Raw genomic sequence first — 16,808 nt, forward strand, 5'->3', positions numbered from 1 at the left:
ATTACCCACACGATCCTGCTCGGGCAAAGGCTTTGGCAGGACGCGTCGAAGTGAGTAGACGTTAGCGCATCCTGCTTGCAGAATAATTATCGAAATCCAGATAAATTAATAAGCCAGCCTTATGGATAAGCCTTATGGAACTGCGTCACCTGAAAGCCTTTGTCGTGGCGGCCGACCTGCAACACTTCAGCCGGGCTGCCGAGCAGTTGGGCATTGCCCAACCGGCACTCAGCCAATTGATGCGCACGCTTGAGTCCGAACTGGGCCTGGCACTGTTTCGCCGGGAAAATCGCGGTGTGACGTTGACGGCTGCTGGCGAGGCGTTTCTGCCTCACGCGCGCCAATCCATCGATTCCAGTGAACTGGCGGCGGCAGCGGCGCGACGTGCCCGGCGTGGAGAAGTGGGCGAGATCAACATCGGTTACCACTCGGCGTTGTTCGAGGCCAATTTGCCGCAACTGCTGCGCCATTACTTCAGCTCGTTTCCCGAGGTCAAAGTGTCGCTGGTGGATGCGGGTATTCGTATGCAGTTCGACATGTTGCTCGATCATAAACTCGACCTGGCCTTTGCCAGGGTGTTCAAGGATCACCTGCCCGACCGGTTGCGCACCCACCATTTCAGCCAGTCCAGGCTCGTTCTGTTGATCCCGGACAACCATGAACTGGCGGAAAATTTTACCGGTGAACTCGCGACATTGCGGCACGAGAAGTTCGTATTTCTTCAGGACGTTGCCGGCATTGGCCTGACGTCTCACACACTCCAGGCCTGCCGGCAAAATCAACTGCATCCCAAAAACATCATGTACGTACCGTCGCTGATGAGTATTCCTGGATTGGTCGCAGCTGGCATCGGCCTGAGCATCGTGCCGGAAACCATGACCCGGTTAACCATGCCTGGTATACGGATAGTGCCGCTGGATCAGCCGGAAATGGTCAGTGAACTGTCGCTGATTTCCCGAATTGACGAGCGTTCCAGTGCGGTGCTGCATTTTATCGAGGAGGCTCATGGGTGGGGGTAACCTTGCCCTAAGGGCCTTTCGACTTTCATTCGTTTTCGATAGTAAAGTGTCGGCCAATGCCTTGGCTGATCCGGGATAACCGATGTCTCAACGCCGCTCAACGTTGATTGCCCTGTTGGTAGCGGTCACGTTCTTTATGGAAAATCTCGACGCCACCGTGATCGCGACCGCGCTGCCTGACATGGCCAGGACGTTTGGTGTGCCGGCGGTGGATGTGAACATTGGCATGAGCGTCTATATGCTCGCGGTTGCGGTGTTCATCCCCATCAGCGGCTGGCTGGCTGATCGCTTCGGTTCACGCTTTATATTCAGTTCGGCGATCGTGCTGTTTTGTCTGTCTTCATTGCTGTGTGGGTTGAGTGACAGCCTGCCAACCTTTGTCGCCGCGCGCGTGCTGCAGGGCATCAGCGGAGCGATGATGGTACCGGTCGGGCGCCTGGCAGTGCTTCGTACGACCGAGAAGAAAGACCTCGTGCGAGCGATCTCGGTTATTACCTGGCCCGGTCTGGTCGCACCGGTTCTTGGCCCCCCGTTGGGTGGTTTCATCGTCACCCACGCTTCCTGGCCGTGGATTTTCTACCTCAATCTTCCGCTGGGCGTGTTGGCCATGATTGCCGCGCTCGTCTTGATTCCCAAGCGAGACCCTGTCATTGCCCGGTCTTTCGATTTCAGTGGTTTTCTGCTCGTTGCTGGCGCCAGCGCCGCGCTGCTGTTTGGTGTCGAGCTGCTGGGGCAAAGCCGTGCCAATGTGTGGCCGGCACTGTCACTCGGTTGCGCAGGCGTGATGCTCGGTGTCTTAGCCTGGCGACATCTGCGTCGGCAGGACCAACCGTTACTGGCGCTGGATGTCTTGGGAGTCCGCACCTTCAGTGTCTGCCTGTGTGGCGGGTCGATTTTTCGGATCGCCATCAGCACCTTGCCGTTTCTCCTGCCGCTGATGTTTCAACTGGCCTTCGGTCTTTCTGCGTTGGATGCGGGGTTACTGGTGTTGGCTGTCTTTGCGGGCAATCTGGCCATGAAGCCGTTCACCACGAGGGTGATGCAACGCTTCGGATTTCGCCCGGTGCTGATGATCAACGGCATCCTCGGCGTAATGGCCATCGCGGCCTGTGCGTTGCTGGATGAGCGCATGAGTTGGGCGTTGGTCTTGTTCATTCTGTTTGTCGGTGGCTTGTCACGGTCCATGCAATTCACCGCGTTCAACACGTTGGGTTTTGCCGATGTCCCAAAGGAGCAGATGAGCGATGCGTCGACCCTGTTCAGTATGTTCTTCCAGCTGAGCATGGCGATGGGGGTTGCCACGGGGGCGCTGCTGCTACGGCTCGCGATGAACATTCATGGCAATAACGGCCACGCAGAGACGGTCGACTTTCAGCTGACGTTCCTGTGTGTGGCGGTGATTGCAGGGATTGCTTTGCTGGACAACCGGCGATTGCCACCGAAGGCGGGTGAGGCGGTGTTGCAGCGCGCATGAACAGGGGAAAATGCCCACGGTGTTGAGCGTTTGCATCTCAACACCGTGCCTGCATCGTTAGAAGTCGAAGAACACCGTTTCCGATTCGCCTTGCACATGAATGTCGAAGCAGTAGGCCAACTTGCCATCAACGGTACAGCGCCTGGCAATCAGGGATTCGCGCCGATGGGGTTGTTCGATCAGATTCAATACGGGGTCCACGGCATTCGCCTCGGGTTCATCGTCGAAGTACAGGCGGGTCTGCAAGTGGATGTTGATACCCCGGGCAAACAGCGCCACGTTGATATGCGCGGCCATGGCAACGCCTGAGGCATTTTTCAGCGTGCCCGGCTTTATGGTTTTGATCGTCCATTCACCGATATCTGTCGTGGCGGTGCGGCCAAAACAGTTGAAGGGTTTTTCCAGGTCGTAAGCCGTGTCGAAGTCGCCTTCGTGATTCGCCTGCCAGAACTCCAGAAACGCGTCACGAATCAGGTGGCCGTTGCCGTCATACACCTGGCCCATCAATAAAATGTGCTCACCTGGCGCGTCAGGTTTAGCCATGTGGTTCCAGATTTCCTGTTCGCGCGGCGCGTTGCCGGCCGCCTCCAGCGCCAAGCCGATATGGACATAAGGGCCGGCCGTTTGCGACGGGGTTTCAGGCAGAAGTTGAACGGGCATGTGCAGGCCTCCTCAGCGGTTTTCGAAGTGGGTCTTGCGCTGGCCGCGCAGGACGATATCAAAACGATAAGCCAGGCAATCCATTGGATTGGCCATGCTCATATCCAGCTTGGCGATCAAACTCTGCACCGCTTCCTGATTCGAAATCGACTTGACGATGGGGCACATCGGGATGAGCGGATCACCTTCGAAATACAGCTGAGTAATCAAACGCGTGGCAATTGACGGACCACTGATGGAGACGTGGATATGGGCCGGTCGCCAATCGTTGGGGCCGTTGCGCCATGGGTAGGGGCCGGGTTTGACGGTGCGGAAACGGTAGTTGCCATCGCGGTCCGTCAACGCTCGGCCAACCCCGCCGAAATTCGGGTCAAGGGGGGCCAGGTAACTGTCTTTTTTATGCCGATAACGGCCGCCGGCATTGGCCTGCCACATCTCCACCAACGTGTGAGGGATCGGCTTGCCGTACTGATCACACACTCGACCTGCGACGATGATTCGCTCTCCGATCGGCAGGCCACCATGATTGAAGTTCAACAGCAGATCGTTATCGTGCTGACCCAGCTTCAGATGGGAAAAATCCGGGCCGCTGGTTTCGGATAATGACTGGGGGATGCTTACCAGTGCCTGGCGGGGAGATCGCAGGATGGATGTCTTGTAGTCCGGTGTCAGGGCTTTGGGATGCCAATTACGGTCACGGATGACGAAGCGGCTGTCGTGCGCATCAGACATGTCGTTTTTCCTATTGTTATGGTTGGAGGCAGAGACTGCGTTGGCAGCGACTCGACACCCAGTTTCCGCTGATGCGGCCCAACCCAAAATTGAAAAAAACGACCTTATCCATGTCCAAATGGTTATGGATATTCTCCGTCACGATATTCCTGGCCAACCTCGCGCAAGGCCTCCACGCACCATTGCGCCGCGGGTGTCACCGGCAACGCAGGGTTTGTGCATAGCCCCACGGAACCGCCTGGCTCACGCATCCCCAGATCCAGCTCCACCAACTCTCCTTGCCGCAAATCCTGCCTGACCGCATCAAGTGGTGCGACCCAGATGGCCTGGCTGCATTGTACGTAGCGCCGGCTCAGGGCTATCGACAGGGTTTCCAGGCGTTGGCGTGAAGGCGTTATCCCGTGTTGCACAAACAGACTGTCGGCGAACTGGCGGATGGTGGTCCCCGCCGACGGCAATACCAGCGGATAGCGTTCGAGGTTTTGATGCCCCGCTGGATCGGCGAGCACCGGATGGCCAGTGCGGACCACCAGGGTCATGGACTCGCTGTAGAGATGTTCGAACGCCAGCCCGGAAATAAAGGGGCTATCGGTCATTCTGCCCACCACCAGATCCAGTTCACCGACACGCAGTCGGGACAGCAAATAGGCACTTGGCCCGGTCACGACACTGACCACCAATGCGGGGTGCCTGTCGTGTAAGCGGCAGACAACTTCAGGCACCAACTGACTTTCGACGGTGGACAGTACGCCGAGCTGCACGGTAATGGGCTCATGTACACCAGAGCGCAAACTGTTAACCCCTTCGCGCAGCGATTGCACACTCGGTCCTGCGTATCGCAAAAAAGCCACGCCGGATTCGGTCAGCGTCGAGCCTTTTTTACCCCGTTCAAACAGTGTGGCTTCCAGCAGGGTTTCCAGTTCCTTTAGCGTCTTGGACAGTGCCGGTTGGCTGATTGCCAACTTGTCGCAAGCACGTGCGAGGCTGCCCTGGCGCGCCACCTCGAGAAAACACACCAGATGACGGAATTTGATGCGGGTATCGATGTTCAATCGGGGGGCTCTGCCTTCTTGGTATGGCACCCATTAGTGCTGGATGCGAAGCGTTAGAGCAGCTATACGGAGCTGCGCTGTTTTAATGTCGCTATTCGAGCCCGTGTTTGTCCAGTTGCTGAAGCCACGTATTCACCACCCTGCGATCCAGCTCCTCCCAATCCGCCATGCCCAACACCCGCATGGTGTTCAACCCGCGTAAATAACCGCGCAACTGATGGGCGGTGTCTCGGACAAGCTCCGGGTCGGACGCGTTTTCGCCCAACAGAACGCTTTCGTACTGGATCAGGTAGTCGGCCACCCGGTCACGGAAGTCGGGCAAAACGGCATCGCGAATCAGGTCAAAAGTTCTCAAGGAGAGATCCTCATCAATCTTTTCCAGTTGTGATTGAGTGCGCATTCGTCTGCCCGGCGCACAACTATTGTTAGAAGTAATAGTGACCATTACGAAACGCAAGTTCTGATTTGTCGGAAATAGTCGGAAAATCGCGTCCATCGAACACGCCGCTCAAGAAATTCAGGCGATGAGACATTGACCCGATGGCAATGGCGGCGCCCTTGAGGCTGTTCCGTTGCTGGATGAACCGAACCGTTTATTTTCAGGATGAGCCCGATGCGCCGTTTATTCGTACCCGTCATGGCGTTTGCCTCTTTGTTGCTCGCCGGTTGTGCGTCGGCGCCGAACGATCCGACGCTGACCTTGCAGACCAGCAAGACCCCAGCTCAATACGCTGACTGCGTCGTGCCGAAATTGCAGGGCAATGCGTTGACCCCGACTGTCTCGCAGACCCAGCGCAGCTACCGGATCGTGGTGCCGAGCAAAATCTCGACGGATAACGTACTGGAAGCCTACAAGGCCGGGAACGGCGGCAAGGTGTTCATCTACGAGCGGCATCTGCTGGCTTTGAACTTGCTGCCTTCGAGTTTTCAACGCGCTGCACAGGATTGCATCTGACCCTGACTCGTAAACGCTTTTCACCGTGCTCCTTTGGTTGGCCGCAACCAACCAATTCTTAGCCCCGCACCGCATTCGGTGGCGGGGCTTTTTTTGTCTGAGAATGCTCATGGTGAGTTCAAACCAGTCAATTGTCTGTTGGGCCGAACTCAATGCTGAAGATTTTTGATGAACCGCTTAAAGGCTGTTTTGATCGTGACGGGGCGGGAAAGCTATGGATTAGATCAACGACCGCCAAGAACGTGCCTACTTCGCCACCGCATTGAGGAGCACGCCGTACGACTGGAGGAACTCCACCGTGCCGTGGAAGATAAGGCCCACGCCCATGGCCGAGACAAAAAAACCGACGATGCGGGTCGCGGCGTCGATGCCTTGCGGGCCGATCTTTTTCAATATGCCCTTGGCGTAGACCAGTGACAGGTAGGTGGTGAACATCGTGGCGCAGATGGCCAGGGCCACGACGGCGAACGACATCACCGCGCGATTGGAATCCTTGATTGTGCTGGTCAAGCCGATAACGGTAGCGATGGCGCCGGGGCCAAACATGATCGGCATGGCCATCGGGATGAAGGCAATGTCCTGGTCACCCTTGACGCTGCTGGGAATCAGGCTGCTGTTGGGCGAGGGGGCGAAAAGCTCGAAGCCGATTTTCATCAGGATCAACCCGCCGACCACCCGAATCATGCTCAGGGGCACCTCGAACAGACGCAGCAGCAGGTTGCCGAAAATCAGAAAAAAGAACATCAACAACAGCGCATAGAGGCACGCTTTGCGCGCTACTCGGCGCAACTCGGTGGCGTCCTTGTCATGTAGCAACCCCAAGAACACAGGAATGGCCTCCAATGGATTGATGATCGCCAAGAGGGTGGTAAACATTCCGAAGAACAGCGTGAGGTACGAGTTCATGGGGGCTGCCTGAGAAGGGGCTTGCGATTCACCCTAGCTGATCGGGAGGCAACTCACCTCGAACGGTGCCGAAAAAAAGCCGGACTTGCGGACGGGAGGTCTTCCGAGAGGCGCGCAACGTCGAATGGAGGCGGGGCAGGGCGCAAAAGCAGACTTGAAAATGAATACGGTACGAATTTTTAACGAAGTAACAACAACTGGAGTGATCTATTGAAGGGAGGTTGAACCTGACTTCCCCGCCTGCCGATACCCAGTGAGTGACCGATTGAAACGCACGACTTCATCCTCTATTGCAAAACGTTCGGTGTTCAGGAAAGTGGTGATTTGCTCTGGCGTCACCTTTGTTCTTCTGCTGATCGCCGGGGGGGATTGGCTGTATACGCCCCCAGAGCCTTATGTTCCGTTGAGTGCGCAGGACCCTGCGTCGGTATCGATGATCGCTGTGGGCGATCAAGGCAGCGGTGACCTGCAGCAGTGGCGGGTGGGGCGGGCCATGGAGCGAGTCGCCGCCAATGAGGGGCGACTGAACATGGTGGTGTTTCTGGGTGACAACTTCTACGGCAAGCCGTTAGCCAGCACCCACGACCTCAACTGGCAGACCCGATTCGAGCGTGTCTATTGGGGCCATTGGCTCAGTCATGTGCCGTTCTATGCGGTGCTGGGCAATCACGATTACCCGGCGTCGCAGCAGTATGAGATCGAATACGGACAGCAGCATAAGGGATCGGGCCGCTGGCAGATGCCGGCGAACTTTTACGTCAAGGATTTCGGTGACGTCGACGGGCGCCCCTTGGTGCGAATGGTGTTCCTCGACACGTCGGCACCGCGTGAAAGTTTGCAGCAGCAAATCGACATGATCGATCAGGCATTCCAGGCACCCGGTCCGGGTCCGGTGTGGCGGATCGCTGCGTCCCACCACCCGGTGCGCAATCAGGGGCAACATGGCGAGGAGTCGGATCTGGTTGCCAGGCTTCTGCCGGCCTTGCAACGCAACAATGTCGATCTGCTTTTGTCAGGCCATGATCACAATCAGCAATTACTGCTGCGCGCCGGGGAGCCCGCGTGGGTCATCTCCGGTGCGGGAGGGCAGAGACTTTATGCCCTGAATACACCTGCACCGGACAGCGCGTTCGCCGCATCACGGGCCGGGTTTGCCAAACTCGACCTGAATGCCCGTCAACTGCGTTTGGCTTATTACAATGATCGCGGTGATCTGGAAACCGATTATCGCTGGGCCAGAGACTGCCCATGGATGGCCAAGGGCTGTTTACTGCCCGGGGCGTCGCAAGGGAGCATCGCGCAGTCGTCACAATGACGGAAAACCGGGGCGCCAGTCATTTACGAGGCGCCAGCGCAGTGGTATCRGTCACGAATCTGCCCCCTCCAACTGACTCACCAGCCACTCACTGAAACTCTTCGCATTGCTCTCGCTGTCACGGTGGGTCAACAACGCCCAGTTCGGGCCGCGAATGGTTTGTTCCACCAAGGGTTGCAACAACCCGTCGGCGCACGCCTGCCGGCTCAGTAACTGGCTGACCAGGGCGATGCCAAGCCCCGCGCAGGCAGCGTCCAGCAGCAGGCCGGGGTCGGAGAAATTCAGCCCCTGATCTTGCTGGCCGACATCGATCCCGGCTTCCACCGCCCAATGGCTCCAGTCCATTTCCCGCTCGCCATGCAGGGTGCTGCGCTGTTCGCTCGCCAGCGCCAATTGGCTCGGATGGCAGGCCGGGAAGAGGCGGTCGGCGTGCAGCACTTTGAAGCTGCATTCGGCCTGGGAGCTGATGTCGTCGCGCACCGCAATGTCGATGGTCTGGGTGGTCATGTCCGGGACTTCATCGGCGCTGTAAATCCACAGGTCCACCTCCGGATGCTGACGGCGGAAGTCCCCCAAACGTGGCAACAGCCAATGACGCGCGAACGCCGGCGTGGTGTTGAGTACCAGTTGATTGGGTTTCTGGTATTGCCCGAGACGCCGAATGCCGACGGCCAATTGTTGCAGCAGTGCCTGGGTGGTGCTGAGCAGATCGTGGCCGGCATCGGTCAGGCTGACACTGCGACCGCTGCGAAAGAATAGGGGTTGTTCCAGGTACGCCTCAAGGCTGCGGATCTGCTGACTGATGGCCGACTGAGTGAGGTGCAACTCGTCGGCCGCCTTGTGAAAACTGCCCAAACGGGCGGCGGCCTCAAAGCCGCGAAGGGTGCCGAGCGGGGGCCAGTGCTTGAGCATCGATAAGGTTTCCTAATCAGTTTTCCACTAAATCCATTGTTTGTTCGCCCATTTTTACAGCCGTAGCATGCATGCCAAGACCGCCAAGGCAGTTTTCGTTGAACACAATGGCTTAACTTAAAGGTGCTTGTCATGCAGCAGAACGAAATTCGAAACAGTGGCTGGTGGATGCCGGCTGAGTGGGCTCGACACGCCGCGACCTGGATGGTCTGGCCGCACAACCAGGCACTTTGGGAATCGGGTTGGGGCGTGACGCTGGCACTGGTGCAAGAAGACTTCGCCCGTGTAGCCAATGCCATTGCCCGTTTCGAGCCGGTGAAAATGGTCGTCGATCCATCAGCCATTGCCAGTGCCAAAGCCTTGTGCGGGCCCAACATCGAATTGATCGCCTTGGCGGTAAACGACAGTTGGTGCCGCGACTCCGGCCCGAGTTTCGTCTGCCATCCGCAACAAGGCCTGGCCGGTGTGAGCTGGCGCTTCAACGCGTGGGGCGGCAAGTCGGCGCATGATCTGGACGAAAGCCTGGCGCGCCGCGCGCTCAATCATCTGGGCTTGCCGTGCTTTGGCACACCGCTGAGCAACGAAGGCGGGGCCATTCATGTGGACGGCGAGGGCACGCTGATCACCACCGAGTCGGTGCTGCTCAACCCTAACCGCAACCCGATTATGAGCAAGGCTGACATGGAGGAGATCTTCACGCGTTTGCTGGGCGTGAAGAAGACCATCTGGCTGCCGGGCGATCCGGACTATGTGACCGGTGACATGACTGATGGCCATGTCGATGGCGTCTGTGCATTTGCCCGCCCTGGTGTGTTGCTGGTCGACGCCACCCGCGATCAAGGCTCGGTGTATGCCGAAGTGGTCCGCGAAAACCGTTGTGCGCTGGAGCTGGCAACCGATGCCCAGGGGCGCAAGTTCGAGCTGATCGAATTGTATGAAGCCACCGATGCCGTCGACACCGACGCTGAAGTGTTCTGCGCCTCCTATACCAATTTCTACATCGCCAACGGCGCGATCATCATGCCGGCCTACGGCATCGATGCCGACCACGTCGCGGCCGATGTGTTGCGTGAGGCGTTCCCCGGACGTGAAGTGGTGCCGGTGCGGATCAATCATCTGGCCCATGGCGGCGGTGGGGTGCATTGCATCACCCAGCAGCAACCGGCATGGCCAGTGGAGGGTTGATCTGATGACACTTTTGACGATTGCCACCACCCAGATGCCATGCACCTGGAACCTGCAACACAACCTCGATCAGGCCGAGCAGTTAGTGCGCGACGCGGCGGCCAAGGGCGCCCAGGTCATCCTGCTGCAGGAGCTGTTTGCCACGCCGTATTTTTGCATCGAACAAAGCCACAAACACTTGGCGCTGGCCGAAGAATATCGCGACAGCCCTGTGCTCAAGCGTTTCGCCGCGCTGGCCAAGGAGTTGGGTGTGGTGTTGCCGCTGAGCTGGTTCGAGAAGGCCGGCAACGCGTACTTCAATTCGTTGAGCGTGGCCGATGCCGACGGGCGCTTGTTGGGTGTGTATCGCAAGACCCACATCCCCAACGCCATCGGTTATCAGGAGAAGGAATATTTCAGCCCCGGCGATACCGGTTTCCGTGTCTGGGACACCGCGTTCGGCCGCCTCGGCGTGGGCATCTGCTGGGATCAGTGGTTTCCCGAAACCGCGCGTTGCCTGGCATTGATGGGCGCTGAAGTCCTGCTGTTTCCCACCGCCATCGGCTCTGAGCCCGGCTGCGCGACCCTGGATTCCCGGGACCACTGGCAAATGACCATGCGCGGTCATGCGGCGGCCAACATCCTGCCGGTGGTGGCTTCCAACCGTGTCGGCCGCGAGGTGGCGACCACCGATCCCGAGCTGCAAATGAGCTTCTACGGTTCGTCCTTTATCTGTAACCACAAGGGCAAGTTGCTCGCCGAAGCCGATCGCGACAGCACGGGCGTATTGGTGCACAACCTGGACCTGGCCGCGATGCGCGAAGAACGCTTGAGCTGGGGCATTTACCGCGATCGCCGCCCGGACATGTACGGGGCGTTGTTGAGTCAGGACGGTCGTCACCTCAATGCACGCTGGAATACTCAAGGGGTTTGACATGCAAATCGCCAACAAACGCTTGCTCGGCGCCTTGGGCCTGGCCCTGTGCTGCGCGATACCATCGCTGCACGCCGAAGAGAAAACGCTGCGGCTGTACAACTGGGCTGATTACTTTGCCGAGGACACGCTCAGCCGATTCACCGCCGAAACCGGGATCAAAGTGATCTACGACGTCATGGACGGCAGTGAAACGCTGGAAGCCAAGATGCTCGCTGGCGGCAGCGGTTACGACTTGATCTTCCCCGGCGACACCGTCGCCGAACGCTTGATGCGTGCGGGCAGCCTGCAGCCGCTGGATCAGTCAAAAGTCATCGCGCTGGATGACGTCGAACCCGGTTTGCAGAAGTTGCGTTCGCACTATGAGCATTCGAGCAAGGCCACTGTTCCCTACACCTGGGGCACCATCGGCCTGACCTACAACGCCGAGCAGATCAAGCAGCGTATGCCGGATGCACCGGTCAACAGCCTGGACATGCTGTTCAAACCGGAGCTGGCCGCTCGGTTCGCCGATTGCGGTATCTCGATGATCGATTCGCCGGACGAAGTGCTGGCGGTGGTGCTCAATTACCTGGGCAAGGATCCCCGTAGCGCCAAGCCTCAGGACCTTGCTGCGGCCAGTGACTTGCTGATGAAACTGCGACCGCACATTCGCAAGTTCCAGTCGCAACCGGTGACTGATCTGGTCAATGGCAACCTGTGTCTGTCGCTTGGCTACAGCGGCGACATGACACAGGCGCAACGGACCTCGGACAGCGCCGGCAAGAACACCACGTTCCAGTATCGCGTTCCCCGTGAAGGCACCACGGTGTGGATGGACACCATGGCGATACCGGTCGACGCCAAACACCCGGAGTACGCCTACGCGTTCATCAACTTTGTCATGCGCCCGGAGAACATGGCCGCCATCAGCAACTTCACCGGCTACCCTACGTCCAACGCGAAGGCGCGTCCGAGCGTCGATGCGGCCATGCGTAATAACCCGGACATTTACCTCGATGAAGCCACGTATGAACGGCTGATTCCGGGCAAGGACATCCCCCAATCCGATATGCGCGCGCGCATGCGCACCTGGACCAAGTTCAAGACCGCCACTGCCCAGTGACATTCGCCGGCACCCGGTGCCGGCCTTCAATCTTTCAGCAATAACGAACAGCTATTCAAGGATTCACACATGTCGACGCGTCGCCAGTTCATCAAACACGCATCAGTAATCGCAGGTATAGGCGCCGCTGCGTCCATGGGGTTCAGCCTCTCGCCGGTGTCAGCACACGCTGCCACCGGGGGGCAATGGTTCATGCCGGACGAAGGCGACAAACATCAGCGTGCGTTCATTGCCTTTGGCGCACAGGAGGCGATCTGGGAAGACTTTACCGCCGACGTGCAAGAGGCCCTTGGCCTGATCGCGCGCACCGTCGCCGACTACGAGCCGGTGACCGTGTTCTGCCGCGCCAGCGAGCGGGAACTGGCCGAAGAGCACTGCGGCACGTCGGGCGTCACCTACGTCACCACTGAGCTCGACGATATCTGGATGCGTGACATCGGCGCCAACTTCGTCATCGACGGGGACGGCGGATTGGGCGCCGTCGACTTCAACTTCAATGGCTGGGGCAACAAACAACGGCATGCCAAGGACGCGAAACTGGCCGCGCTGGTCGCCAAAAACGCCAAGGCCAGCTACCTGCGCAGCGAACTGGTGGGCGAGGGCGGTGGTATCGAAGTGGACGGTCACGGCACCGGGATCATGACCGAAAGCAGTTGGATCAACAGCAATCGCAACCCGGACTGGAGCAAAGCCGAGGTCGAGCAAGAGCTGAAGGAACGCCTCGGCTTGCGCAAAATCATTTGGCTGCCGGGCATCAAAGGCAAGGACATCACCGACGCCCATGTCGATTTCTATGCGCGCTTCGTCAAGCCGGGGGTGGTGATCGCCAACCTCGACAACGACCCCGAATCCTACGACCGCAAAGTGACATTGGCCCACCTGGACATTCTGAAAAACGCCACGGACGCCGATGGCCGCAAGCTGCAAGTGCACACCGTGTCGCCGCCGCTGAACCCGCGCAAGAGCAAGTTCAACAAAAGCAATCCGGATTTTGCCGCCGGTTACATCAACTACTTCGTGATCAACGGGGCGGTCATTGCGCCTGAGTTCGGCGACAAAGCGGCCGATACCAAGGCCTTCGACCTGTTGTCCGAGCTCTACCCGGACCGTGAGGTGGTACAGCTCAACATCGATGCAATCTCGGCCGGTGGCGGCGGCATCCACTGTGTGACCAATCATCAGCCACGGGTTTAATCTGGCGTCGTGCCCGTTGTAACTAAACTTGATTAATGTTAAGTGGCTGTTTTAGAACAAAAATATGTTCGGTAGGGGCTTCCCATGTTGCGGGAAAGTTGATAAATTTCCGCCCGTTCGTAGCAATTGCTACAGGGGCGTCGCCAAGCGGTAAGGCAGCAGGTTTTGATCCTGCCATGCGTTGGTTCAAATCCAGCCGCCCCTGCCATATTTCAAGAAACGCCAGACCTGACCGGTCTGGCGTTTTTTTATGCCTGTGATTTTCTCTCCAGGCGATACGCCTCAGCGTTCAACTGACTTCGTCCCTTGAACTTGTTGGTCGGCATGGTAAGACGAGCGCACCAACGGGCCAGACGCGACGTTCTTGAAACCCATGCGCGCACCTTCCTCGGCAAACCAGGCAAACACGTCCGGGTGCACGAAGCGCTGGACTGGCAAGTGACTGCGTGACGGTTGCAGGTACTGGCCGAGCGTGAGCATGTCGACATCGTGCTCGCGCATGCGCTGCATCACCTCGATGACTTCCTCGTCGGTTTCGCCGAGGCCCAGCATCAGGCCGGATTTGGTCGGCACGGACGGAACCATTACTTTGAACTTCTGCAGCAGGTCCAGTGACCACTCGAAATCCGAACCCGGTCGCGCCGCTTTATACAAGCGCGGCACGGTTTCCAGGTTGTGGTTGAACACATCGGGTGGCTCAGTGGCGGTGATCGCCAGCGCGACGTCCATGCGCCCGCGATAGTCCGGGACCAGGGTTTCCAGTTGCACGCCCGGCGACAATTTGCGGATTTCGCGCAGGCAATCGACAAAGTGTTGGGCGCCGCCATCGCGCAGATCATCGCGGTCCACCGACGTGATGACCACGTACTTCAGGCGCAGGTCGGCGATGGCCACGGCGAGGTTCATCGGCTCATCGGCGTCGAGCGGTTTCGGCCGGCCGTGGCCGACATCGCAGAACGGGCACCGGCGGGTGCAGATGTCACCCATGATCATGAACGTCGCCGTGCCGCCGGAAAAACACTCGCCAAGGTTCGGGCAGGACGCTTCTTCGCAAACGCTGTGCAGCTTGTGTTTGCGCAGCAGTTGCTTGATCCGGTCGACCTCGGGAGAGATCGGCATGCGCACCCGGATCCAGTCGGGTTTGCGAGGGAGTTCATCGGTCGGGATGATCTTGACCGGAATCCGCGCGACCTTCTCTGCACCGCGCAGTTTGACGCCAACTTGCATTTTCGCCGGGGCGGTGCCGGTTGGTTCCATCACTGTACTCATGTGTTTCTTCCTTTGGCGCGAGCGGGAGGGCGGTTAACCCTCCCGTGGCTGATCAGTCGCGGTAGACCGGGAAGTCACTGCACATTGCAGCGGCTTGTCGGGCGACGTGCGCCTCGACATCGGCATCGCCGAGGTGATCGAGCAGGTCGCAGATCCATCCCGCCAACTCGATACTCTGCGCTTCCTTGAAACCACGGCTGGTGATCGCCGGCGTGCCGATGCGCAGGCCCGAGGTCACGAACGGCGATTGCGGATCATTGGGCACGGCATTCTTGTTCACGGTGATCCCGGCGCGGCCGAGGGCGGCGTCGGCGTCTTTGCCGGTCAGGCCCTGGCGAATCAGGCTGACCAGGAACAGGTGGTTGTCGGTGCCACCGGAAACGACGTCGAAACCCCGGTCGATAAAGACCTTGGCCATCGCTTGGGCATTGCGGATCACCTGCGCCTGATAGGTTTTGAAACCGGGCTCCAGCGCTTCCTTGAAGCACACCGCTTTGGCCGCGATCACGTGCATCAGCGGACCGCCCTGACCGCCCGGGAACACCGCCGCGTTGAGTTTTTTCTCCAGTTCCGGATTGGCCTTGGCCAGGATCAGGCCGCCACGCGGACCGCGCAGGGTTTTGTGCGTGGTGGTGGTGACGACGTCGGCGAAGGGGATCGGGTTCGGGTACAAACCGGTCGCCACCAGCCCGGCAACGTGGGCCATGTCGACGAACAGGTAAGCCCCGACTTTGTCGGCGATCTGGCGGAAACGCGGGAAGTCCAACGTCTTGGAATAGGCGGAGAATCCGGCGATGAGCATTTTCGGTTTGTGCTCGACGGCCAAACGCTCGACTTCGTCGTAATCAATCAGCCCGGTGGCGGTGTCGATGCCGTACTGCACGGCGTTGTAGAGCTTGCCGGAAAAACTCACTTTGGCACCGTGGGTCAAGTGGCCGCCATGGGCCAGGCTCATGCCCAATACGGTGTCGCCCGCTTGCAGCAGCGCGAGGAAGACGGCGGCGTTGGCCTGACTGCCGGAGTGTGGCTGGACGTTAGCGTAATCGGCGCCGAACAATTGTTTGGCCCGGTCAATCGCCAGTTGTTCGACCACATCAACGTGTTCGCAGCCACCGTAATAGCGCTTGCCTGGATAACCTTCGGCGTATTTGTTGGTCAGGCCACTGCCTTGCGCTTCCATCACCCGTTGACTGGTGTAGTTCTCGGAGGCGATCAGTTCGATGTGGTGCTCTTGCCGTGCGTCTTCGGCATTCATCGCCGCCAGCAGTTCGTCGTCGTAGCCTTTGATCTGGTCGTGTTTGCTGAACATGGTGTGGTCCTTTTTCGGATTCAGGAAATGCGTGGGGGGGCTTCAAGCGTCGGCGTGTTCTGCGGTCAGGCGTTCATAGGCGTCTTGATCCAGCAAGTTGCTCAATGCTTCGACATCGACCGGTTTGAAGCGAAAGAACCAGCCTTCGCCCAATGGGTCTTCGTTGACCCGTTCCGGAGTGCTCTCGAGCGTCGCGTTAATCTCGACCACTTCACCGTCCAGCGGCATGCCGATACTGCTGGCCGCTTTCACCGATTCCAGTACCGACACTTCAGCGCCTGCATCGAAGGCGCCCAGTTCAGGCACCTGAACGAACACCACATCCCCCAATGCCTGCTGGGCAAACTCAGTGATGCCAACGGTGACCAGGCCATTGCTCTCAAGGCGCAACCATTCGTGATCGACGGTAAAACGCAATTCGCTCATAACAACTCCTCATTGTTCAGACTCATCCACTGCTGGTGGCGGATGACGTTTACAGGCTCGTGCGGGGCAGCGAGCGTGGCTGGAACGGTGATAGCAAGGGCGGTGCCAATGTTGGTTAGTTGTTTAAAATCAAAGAGTTGTTATGTTATTGAAAGTGCCAATAGGGTTTTCCTGTATTGAAATCAATACGGACAAGAGGAGGGCAACGAGCAGGGCAGGAAAAAATGGGGTCGCAGAAGGTTGTCTTGAATTCGATACGCTGTAGCGATTTCAAGACGACTACAAATCCCTGTGGGAGCGGGCTTGCCCGCGATGAGGGAGTGTCAGTCAACATCAATGCTGAATGTCACACCGCTATCGCGGGCAAGCCCGCTCCCACAGG

17 protein-coding genes and 1 tRNA gene are annotated in these 16,808 nt (G+C 58.6%); 9 read left to right on the forward strand and 9 right to left on the reverse strand.

All coding sequences use genetic code 11. The annotated features are described in order from the left end of the window. Positions 1 to 134: 134 nt before the first annotated feature. Both AC1D2P_RS21220 and AC1D2P_RS21225 read left to right on the forward strand, forming a co-directional pair. Positions 135 to 1,019 (forward strand): LysR family transcriptional regulator, encoded by an 885-nt coding sequence (locus tag AC1D2P_RS21220; RefSeq protein ID WP_046030516.1) that lies wholly within the window; start codon positions 135 to 137, stop codon positions 1,017 to 1,019. A gap of 82 nt (positions 1,020 to 1,101) precedes the next feature. After that, on the forward strand, positions 1,102 to 2,493 hold the full coding sequence (locus tag AC1D2P_RS21225) for an MFS transporter (RefSeq protein WP_109786744.1): 1,392 nt from the start codon (positions 1,102 to 1,104) through the stop codon (positions 2,491 to 2,493). Positions 2,494 to 2,550: 57 nt separating this feature from the next. On the opposite strand, the gene pcaG is transcribed toward AC1D2P_RS21225, so the two are convergent. The 4 genes from pcaG to AC1D2P_RS21245 form a co-directional block, all read right to left on the reverse strand. After that, complete coding sequence (gene pcaG, locus AC1D2P_RS21230) at positions 2,551 to 3,153, reverse strand: protocatechuate 3,4-dioxygenase subunit alpha (RefSeq protein WP_477757900.1); 603 nt, start codon at positions 3,151 to 3,153, stop codon at positions 2,551 to 2,553. Positions 3,154 to 3,165: 12 nt separating this feature from the next. Then, positions 3,166 to 3,885 (reverse strand): protocatechuate 3,4-dioxygenase subunit beta, encoded by a 720-nt coding sequence (gene pcaH / locus AC1D2P_RS21235; protein ID WP_477757899.1) that lies wholly within the window; start codon positions 3,883 to 3,885, stop codon positions 3,166 to 3,168. 122 nt (positions 3,886 to 4,007) lie between these two features. After that, positions 4,008 to 4,937 (reverse strand): pca operon transcription factor PcaQ, encoded by a 930-nt coding sequence (gene pcaQ, locus AC1D2P_RS21240; RefSeq protein ID WP_109786743.1) that lies wholly within the window; start codon positions 4,935 to 4,937, stop codon positions 4,008 to 4,010. Between the two features lie 91 nt (positions 4,938 to 5,028). Then, positions 5,029 to 5,292: a hypothetical protein gene (locus tag AC1D2P_RS21245; RefSeq protein ID WP_046030602.1), complete on the reverse strand. Its 264-nt coding sequence runs from the start codon at positions 5,290 to 5,292 to the stop codon at positions 5,029 to 5,031. 258 nt (positions 5,293 to 5,550) lie between these two features. Between AC1D2P_RS21245 and AC1D2P_RS21250 the strand changes: the two genes are divergently transcribed. Next, the gene (locus AC1D2P_RS21250; protein WP_477757898.1) at positions 5,551 to 5,892 is read left to right on the forward strand and encodes a hypothetical protein; all 342 of its coding nucleotides are present in this window, start codon (positions 5,551 to 5,553) and stop codon (positions 5,890 to 5,892) included. A gap of 246 nt (positions 5,893 to 6,138) precedes the next feature. Here the strand turns inward: AC1D2P_RS21250 and AC1D2P_RS21255 are convergent, their stop codons facing one another. Beyond that, complete coding sequence (locus AC1D2P_RS21255; protein WP_477757897.1) at positions 6,139 to 6,798, reverse strand: MarC family protein; 660 nt, start codon at positions 6,796 to 6,798, stop codon at positions 6,139 to 6,141. A gap of 265 nt (positions 6,799 to 7,063) precedes the next feature. Here AC1D2P_RS21255 and AC1D2P_RS21260 point away from each other — a divergent pair, with 265 nt between their 5' ends. Beyond that, a complete protein-coding gene (locus AC1D2P_RS21260; protein WP_477757896.1) occupies positions 7,064 to 8,113 on the forward strand; it encodes a metallophosphoesterase in 1,050 nt (349 codons plus the stop codon). Positions 8,114 to 8,164: 51 nt separating this feature from the next. On the opposite strand, the gene AC1D2P_RS21265 is transcribed toward AC1D2P_RS21260, so the two are convergent. Next, a complete protein-coding gene (locus tag AC1D2P_RS21265; protein WP_477757895.1) occupies positions 8,165 to 9,025 on the reverse strand; it encodes a LysR family transcriptional regulator in 861 nt (286 codons plus the stop codon). 132 nt (positions 9,026 to 9,157) lie between these two features. Between AC1D2P_RS21265 and AC1D2P_RS21270 the strand changes: the two genes are divergently transcribed. From AC1D2P_RS21270 to AC1D2P_RS21290, 5 genes are all read left to right on the forward strand, one after another. Beyond that, the gene (locus tag AC1D2P_RS21270) at positions 9,158 to 10,210 is read left to right on the forward strand and encodes an agmatine deiminase family protein (protein ID WP_223524997.1); all 1,053 of its coding nucleotides are present in this window, start codon (positions 9,158 to 9,160) and stop codon (positions 10,208 to 10,210) included. A 4-nt stretch (positions 10,211 to 10,214) separates the two neighbouring features. Next, positions 10,215 to 11,123 (forward strand): N-carbamoylputrescine amidase, encoded by a 909-nt coding sequence (aguB, locus tag AC1D2P_RS21275; protein WP_477757894.1) that lies wholly within the window; start codon positions 10,215 to 10,217, stop codon positions 11,121 to 11,123. A 1-nt stretch (position 11,124) separates the two neighbouring features. Continuing rightward, positions 11,125 to 12,228, forward strand: coding sequence for an extracellular solute-binding protein (locus AC1D2P_RS21280; RefSeq protein WP_109786739.1), 1,104 nt, complete (start codon positions 11,125 to 11,127; stop codon positions 12,226 to 12,228). A gap of 69 nt (positions 12,229 to 12,297) precedes the next feature. Next, entirely contained in the window at positions 12,298 to 13,422 is a 1,125-nt protein-coding gene (locus AC1D2P_RS21285; protein ID WP_046030484.1) for an agmatine deiminase family protein, read from the forward strand. A gap of 133 nt (positions 13,423 to 13,555) precedes the next feature. Continuing rightward, a tRNA-Gln gene (locus AC1D2P_RS21290) sits at positions 13,556 to 13,630 on the forward strand. A gap of 74 nt (positions 13,631 to 13,704) precedes the next feature. Here AC1D2P_RS21290 and lipA read toward each other — a convergent pair. From lipA to gcvH, 3 genes are read right to left on the reverse strand one after another with little or no spacing between them, the layout of a single operon-like run. After that, positions 13,705 to 14,691 carry a lipoyl synthase gene (gene lipA / locus AC1D2P_RS21295; protein WP_223525002.1) on the reverse strand — a complete coding sequence of 329 codons (987 nt, stop codon included), beginning with the start codon at positions 14,689 to 14,691 and terminating at the stop codon, positions 13,705 to 13,707. Between the two features lie 52 nt (positions 14,692 to 14,743). Next, a complete protein-coding gene (gene glyA / locus AC1D2P_RS21300) occupies positions 14,744 to 16,000 on the reverse strand; it encodes a serine hydroxymethyltransferase (protein WP_046030478.1) in 1,257 nt (418 codons plus the stop codon). A gap of 42 nt (positions 16,001 to 16,042) precedes the next feature. Continuing rightward, positions 16,043 to 16,426 (reverse strand): glycine cleavage system protein GcvH, encoded by a 384-nt coding sequence (gene gcvH, locus AC1D2P_RS21305; protein WP_477757893.1) that lies wholly within the window; start codon positions 16,424 to 16,426, stop codon positions 16,043 to 16,045. Between the last annotated feature and the right edge of the window lie 382 nt (positions 16,427 to 16,808).

Source organism: Pseudomonas sp. P1_F1_2 (assembly GCF_056405815.1).

Coding starts and splice junctions, on each gene's coding strand:
- AC1D2P_RS21220 (WP_046030516.1), top strand. CDS start 135: ATGGAACTGCGTCACCTGAAAGCCTTTGTCGTGGCGGCCGACCTGCAA.
- AC1D2P_RS21225 (WP_109786744.1), top strand. CDS start 1,102: ATGTCTCAACGCCGCTCAACGTTGATTGCCCTGTTGGTAGCGGTCACG.
- pcaG (WP_477757900.1), bottom strand. CDS start 3,153: ATGCCCGTTCAACTTCTGCCTGAAACCCCGTCGCAAACGGCCGGCCCT.
- pcaH (WP_477757899.1), bottom strand. CDS start 3,885: ATGTCTGATGCGCACGACAGCCGCTTCGTCATCCGTGACCGTAATTGG.
- AC1D2P_RS21250 (WP_477757898.1), top strand. CDS start 5,551: ATGCGCCGTTTATTCGTACCCGTCATGGCGTTTGCCTCTTTGTTGCTC.
- AC1D2P_RS21255 (WP_477757897.1), bottom strand. CDS start 6,798: ATGAACTCGTACCTCACGCTGTTCTTCGGAATGTTTACCACCCTCTTG.
- AC1D2P_RS21265 (WP_477757895.1), bottom strand. CDS start 9,025: ATGCTCAAGCACTGGCCCCCGCTCGGCACCCTTCGCGGCTTTGAGGCC.
- AC1D2P_RS21270 (WP_223524997.1), top strand. CDS start 9,158: ATGCAGCAGAACGAAATTCGAAACAGTGGCTGGTGGATGCCGGCTGAG.
- aguB (WP_477757894.1), top strand. CDS start 10,215: ATGACACTTTTGACGATTGCCACCACCCAGATGCCATGCACCTGGAAC.
- AC1D2P_RS21280 (WP_109786739.1), top strand. CDS start 11,125: ATGCAAATCGCCAACAAACGCTTGCTCGGCGCCTTGGGCCTGGCCCTG.
- AC1D2P_RS21285 (WP_046030484.1), top strand. CDS start 12,298: ATGTCGACGCGTCGCCAGTTCATCAAACACGCATCAGTAATCGCAGGT.
- lipA (WP_223525002.1), bottom strand. CDS start 14,691: ATGAGTACAGTGATGGAACCAACCGGCACCGCCCCGGCGAAAATGCAA.
- glyA (WP_046030478.1), bottom strand. CDS start 16,000: ATGTTCAGCAAACACGACCAGATCAAAGGCTACGACGACGAACTGCTG.
- gcvH (WP_477757893.1), bottom strand. CDS start 16,426: ATGAGCGAATTGCGTTTTACCGTCGATCACGAATGGTTGCGCCTTGAG.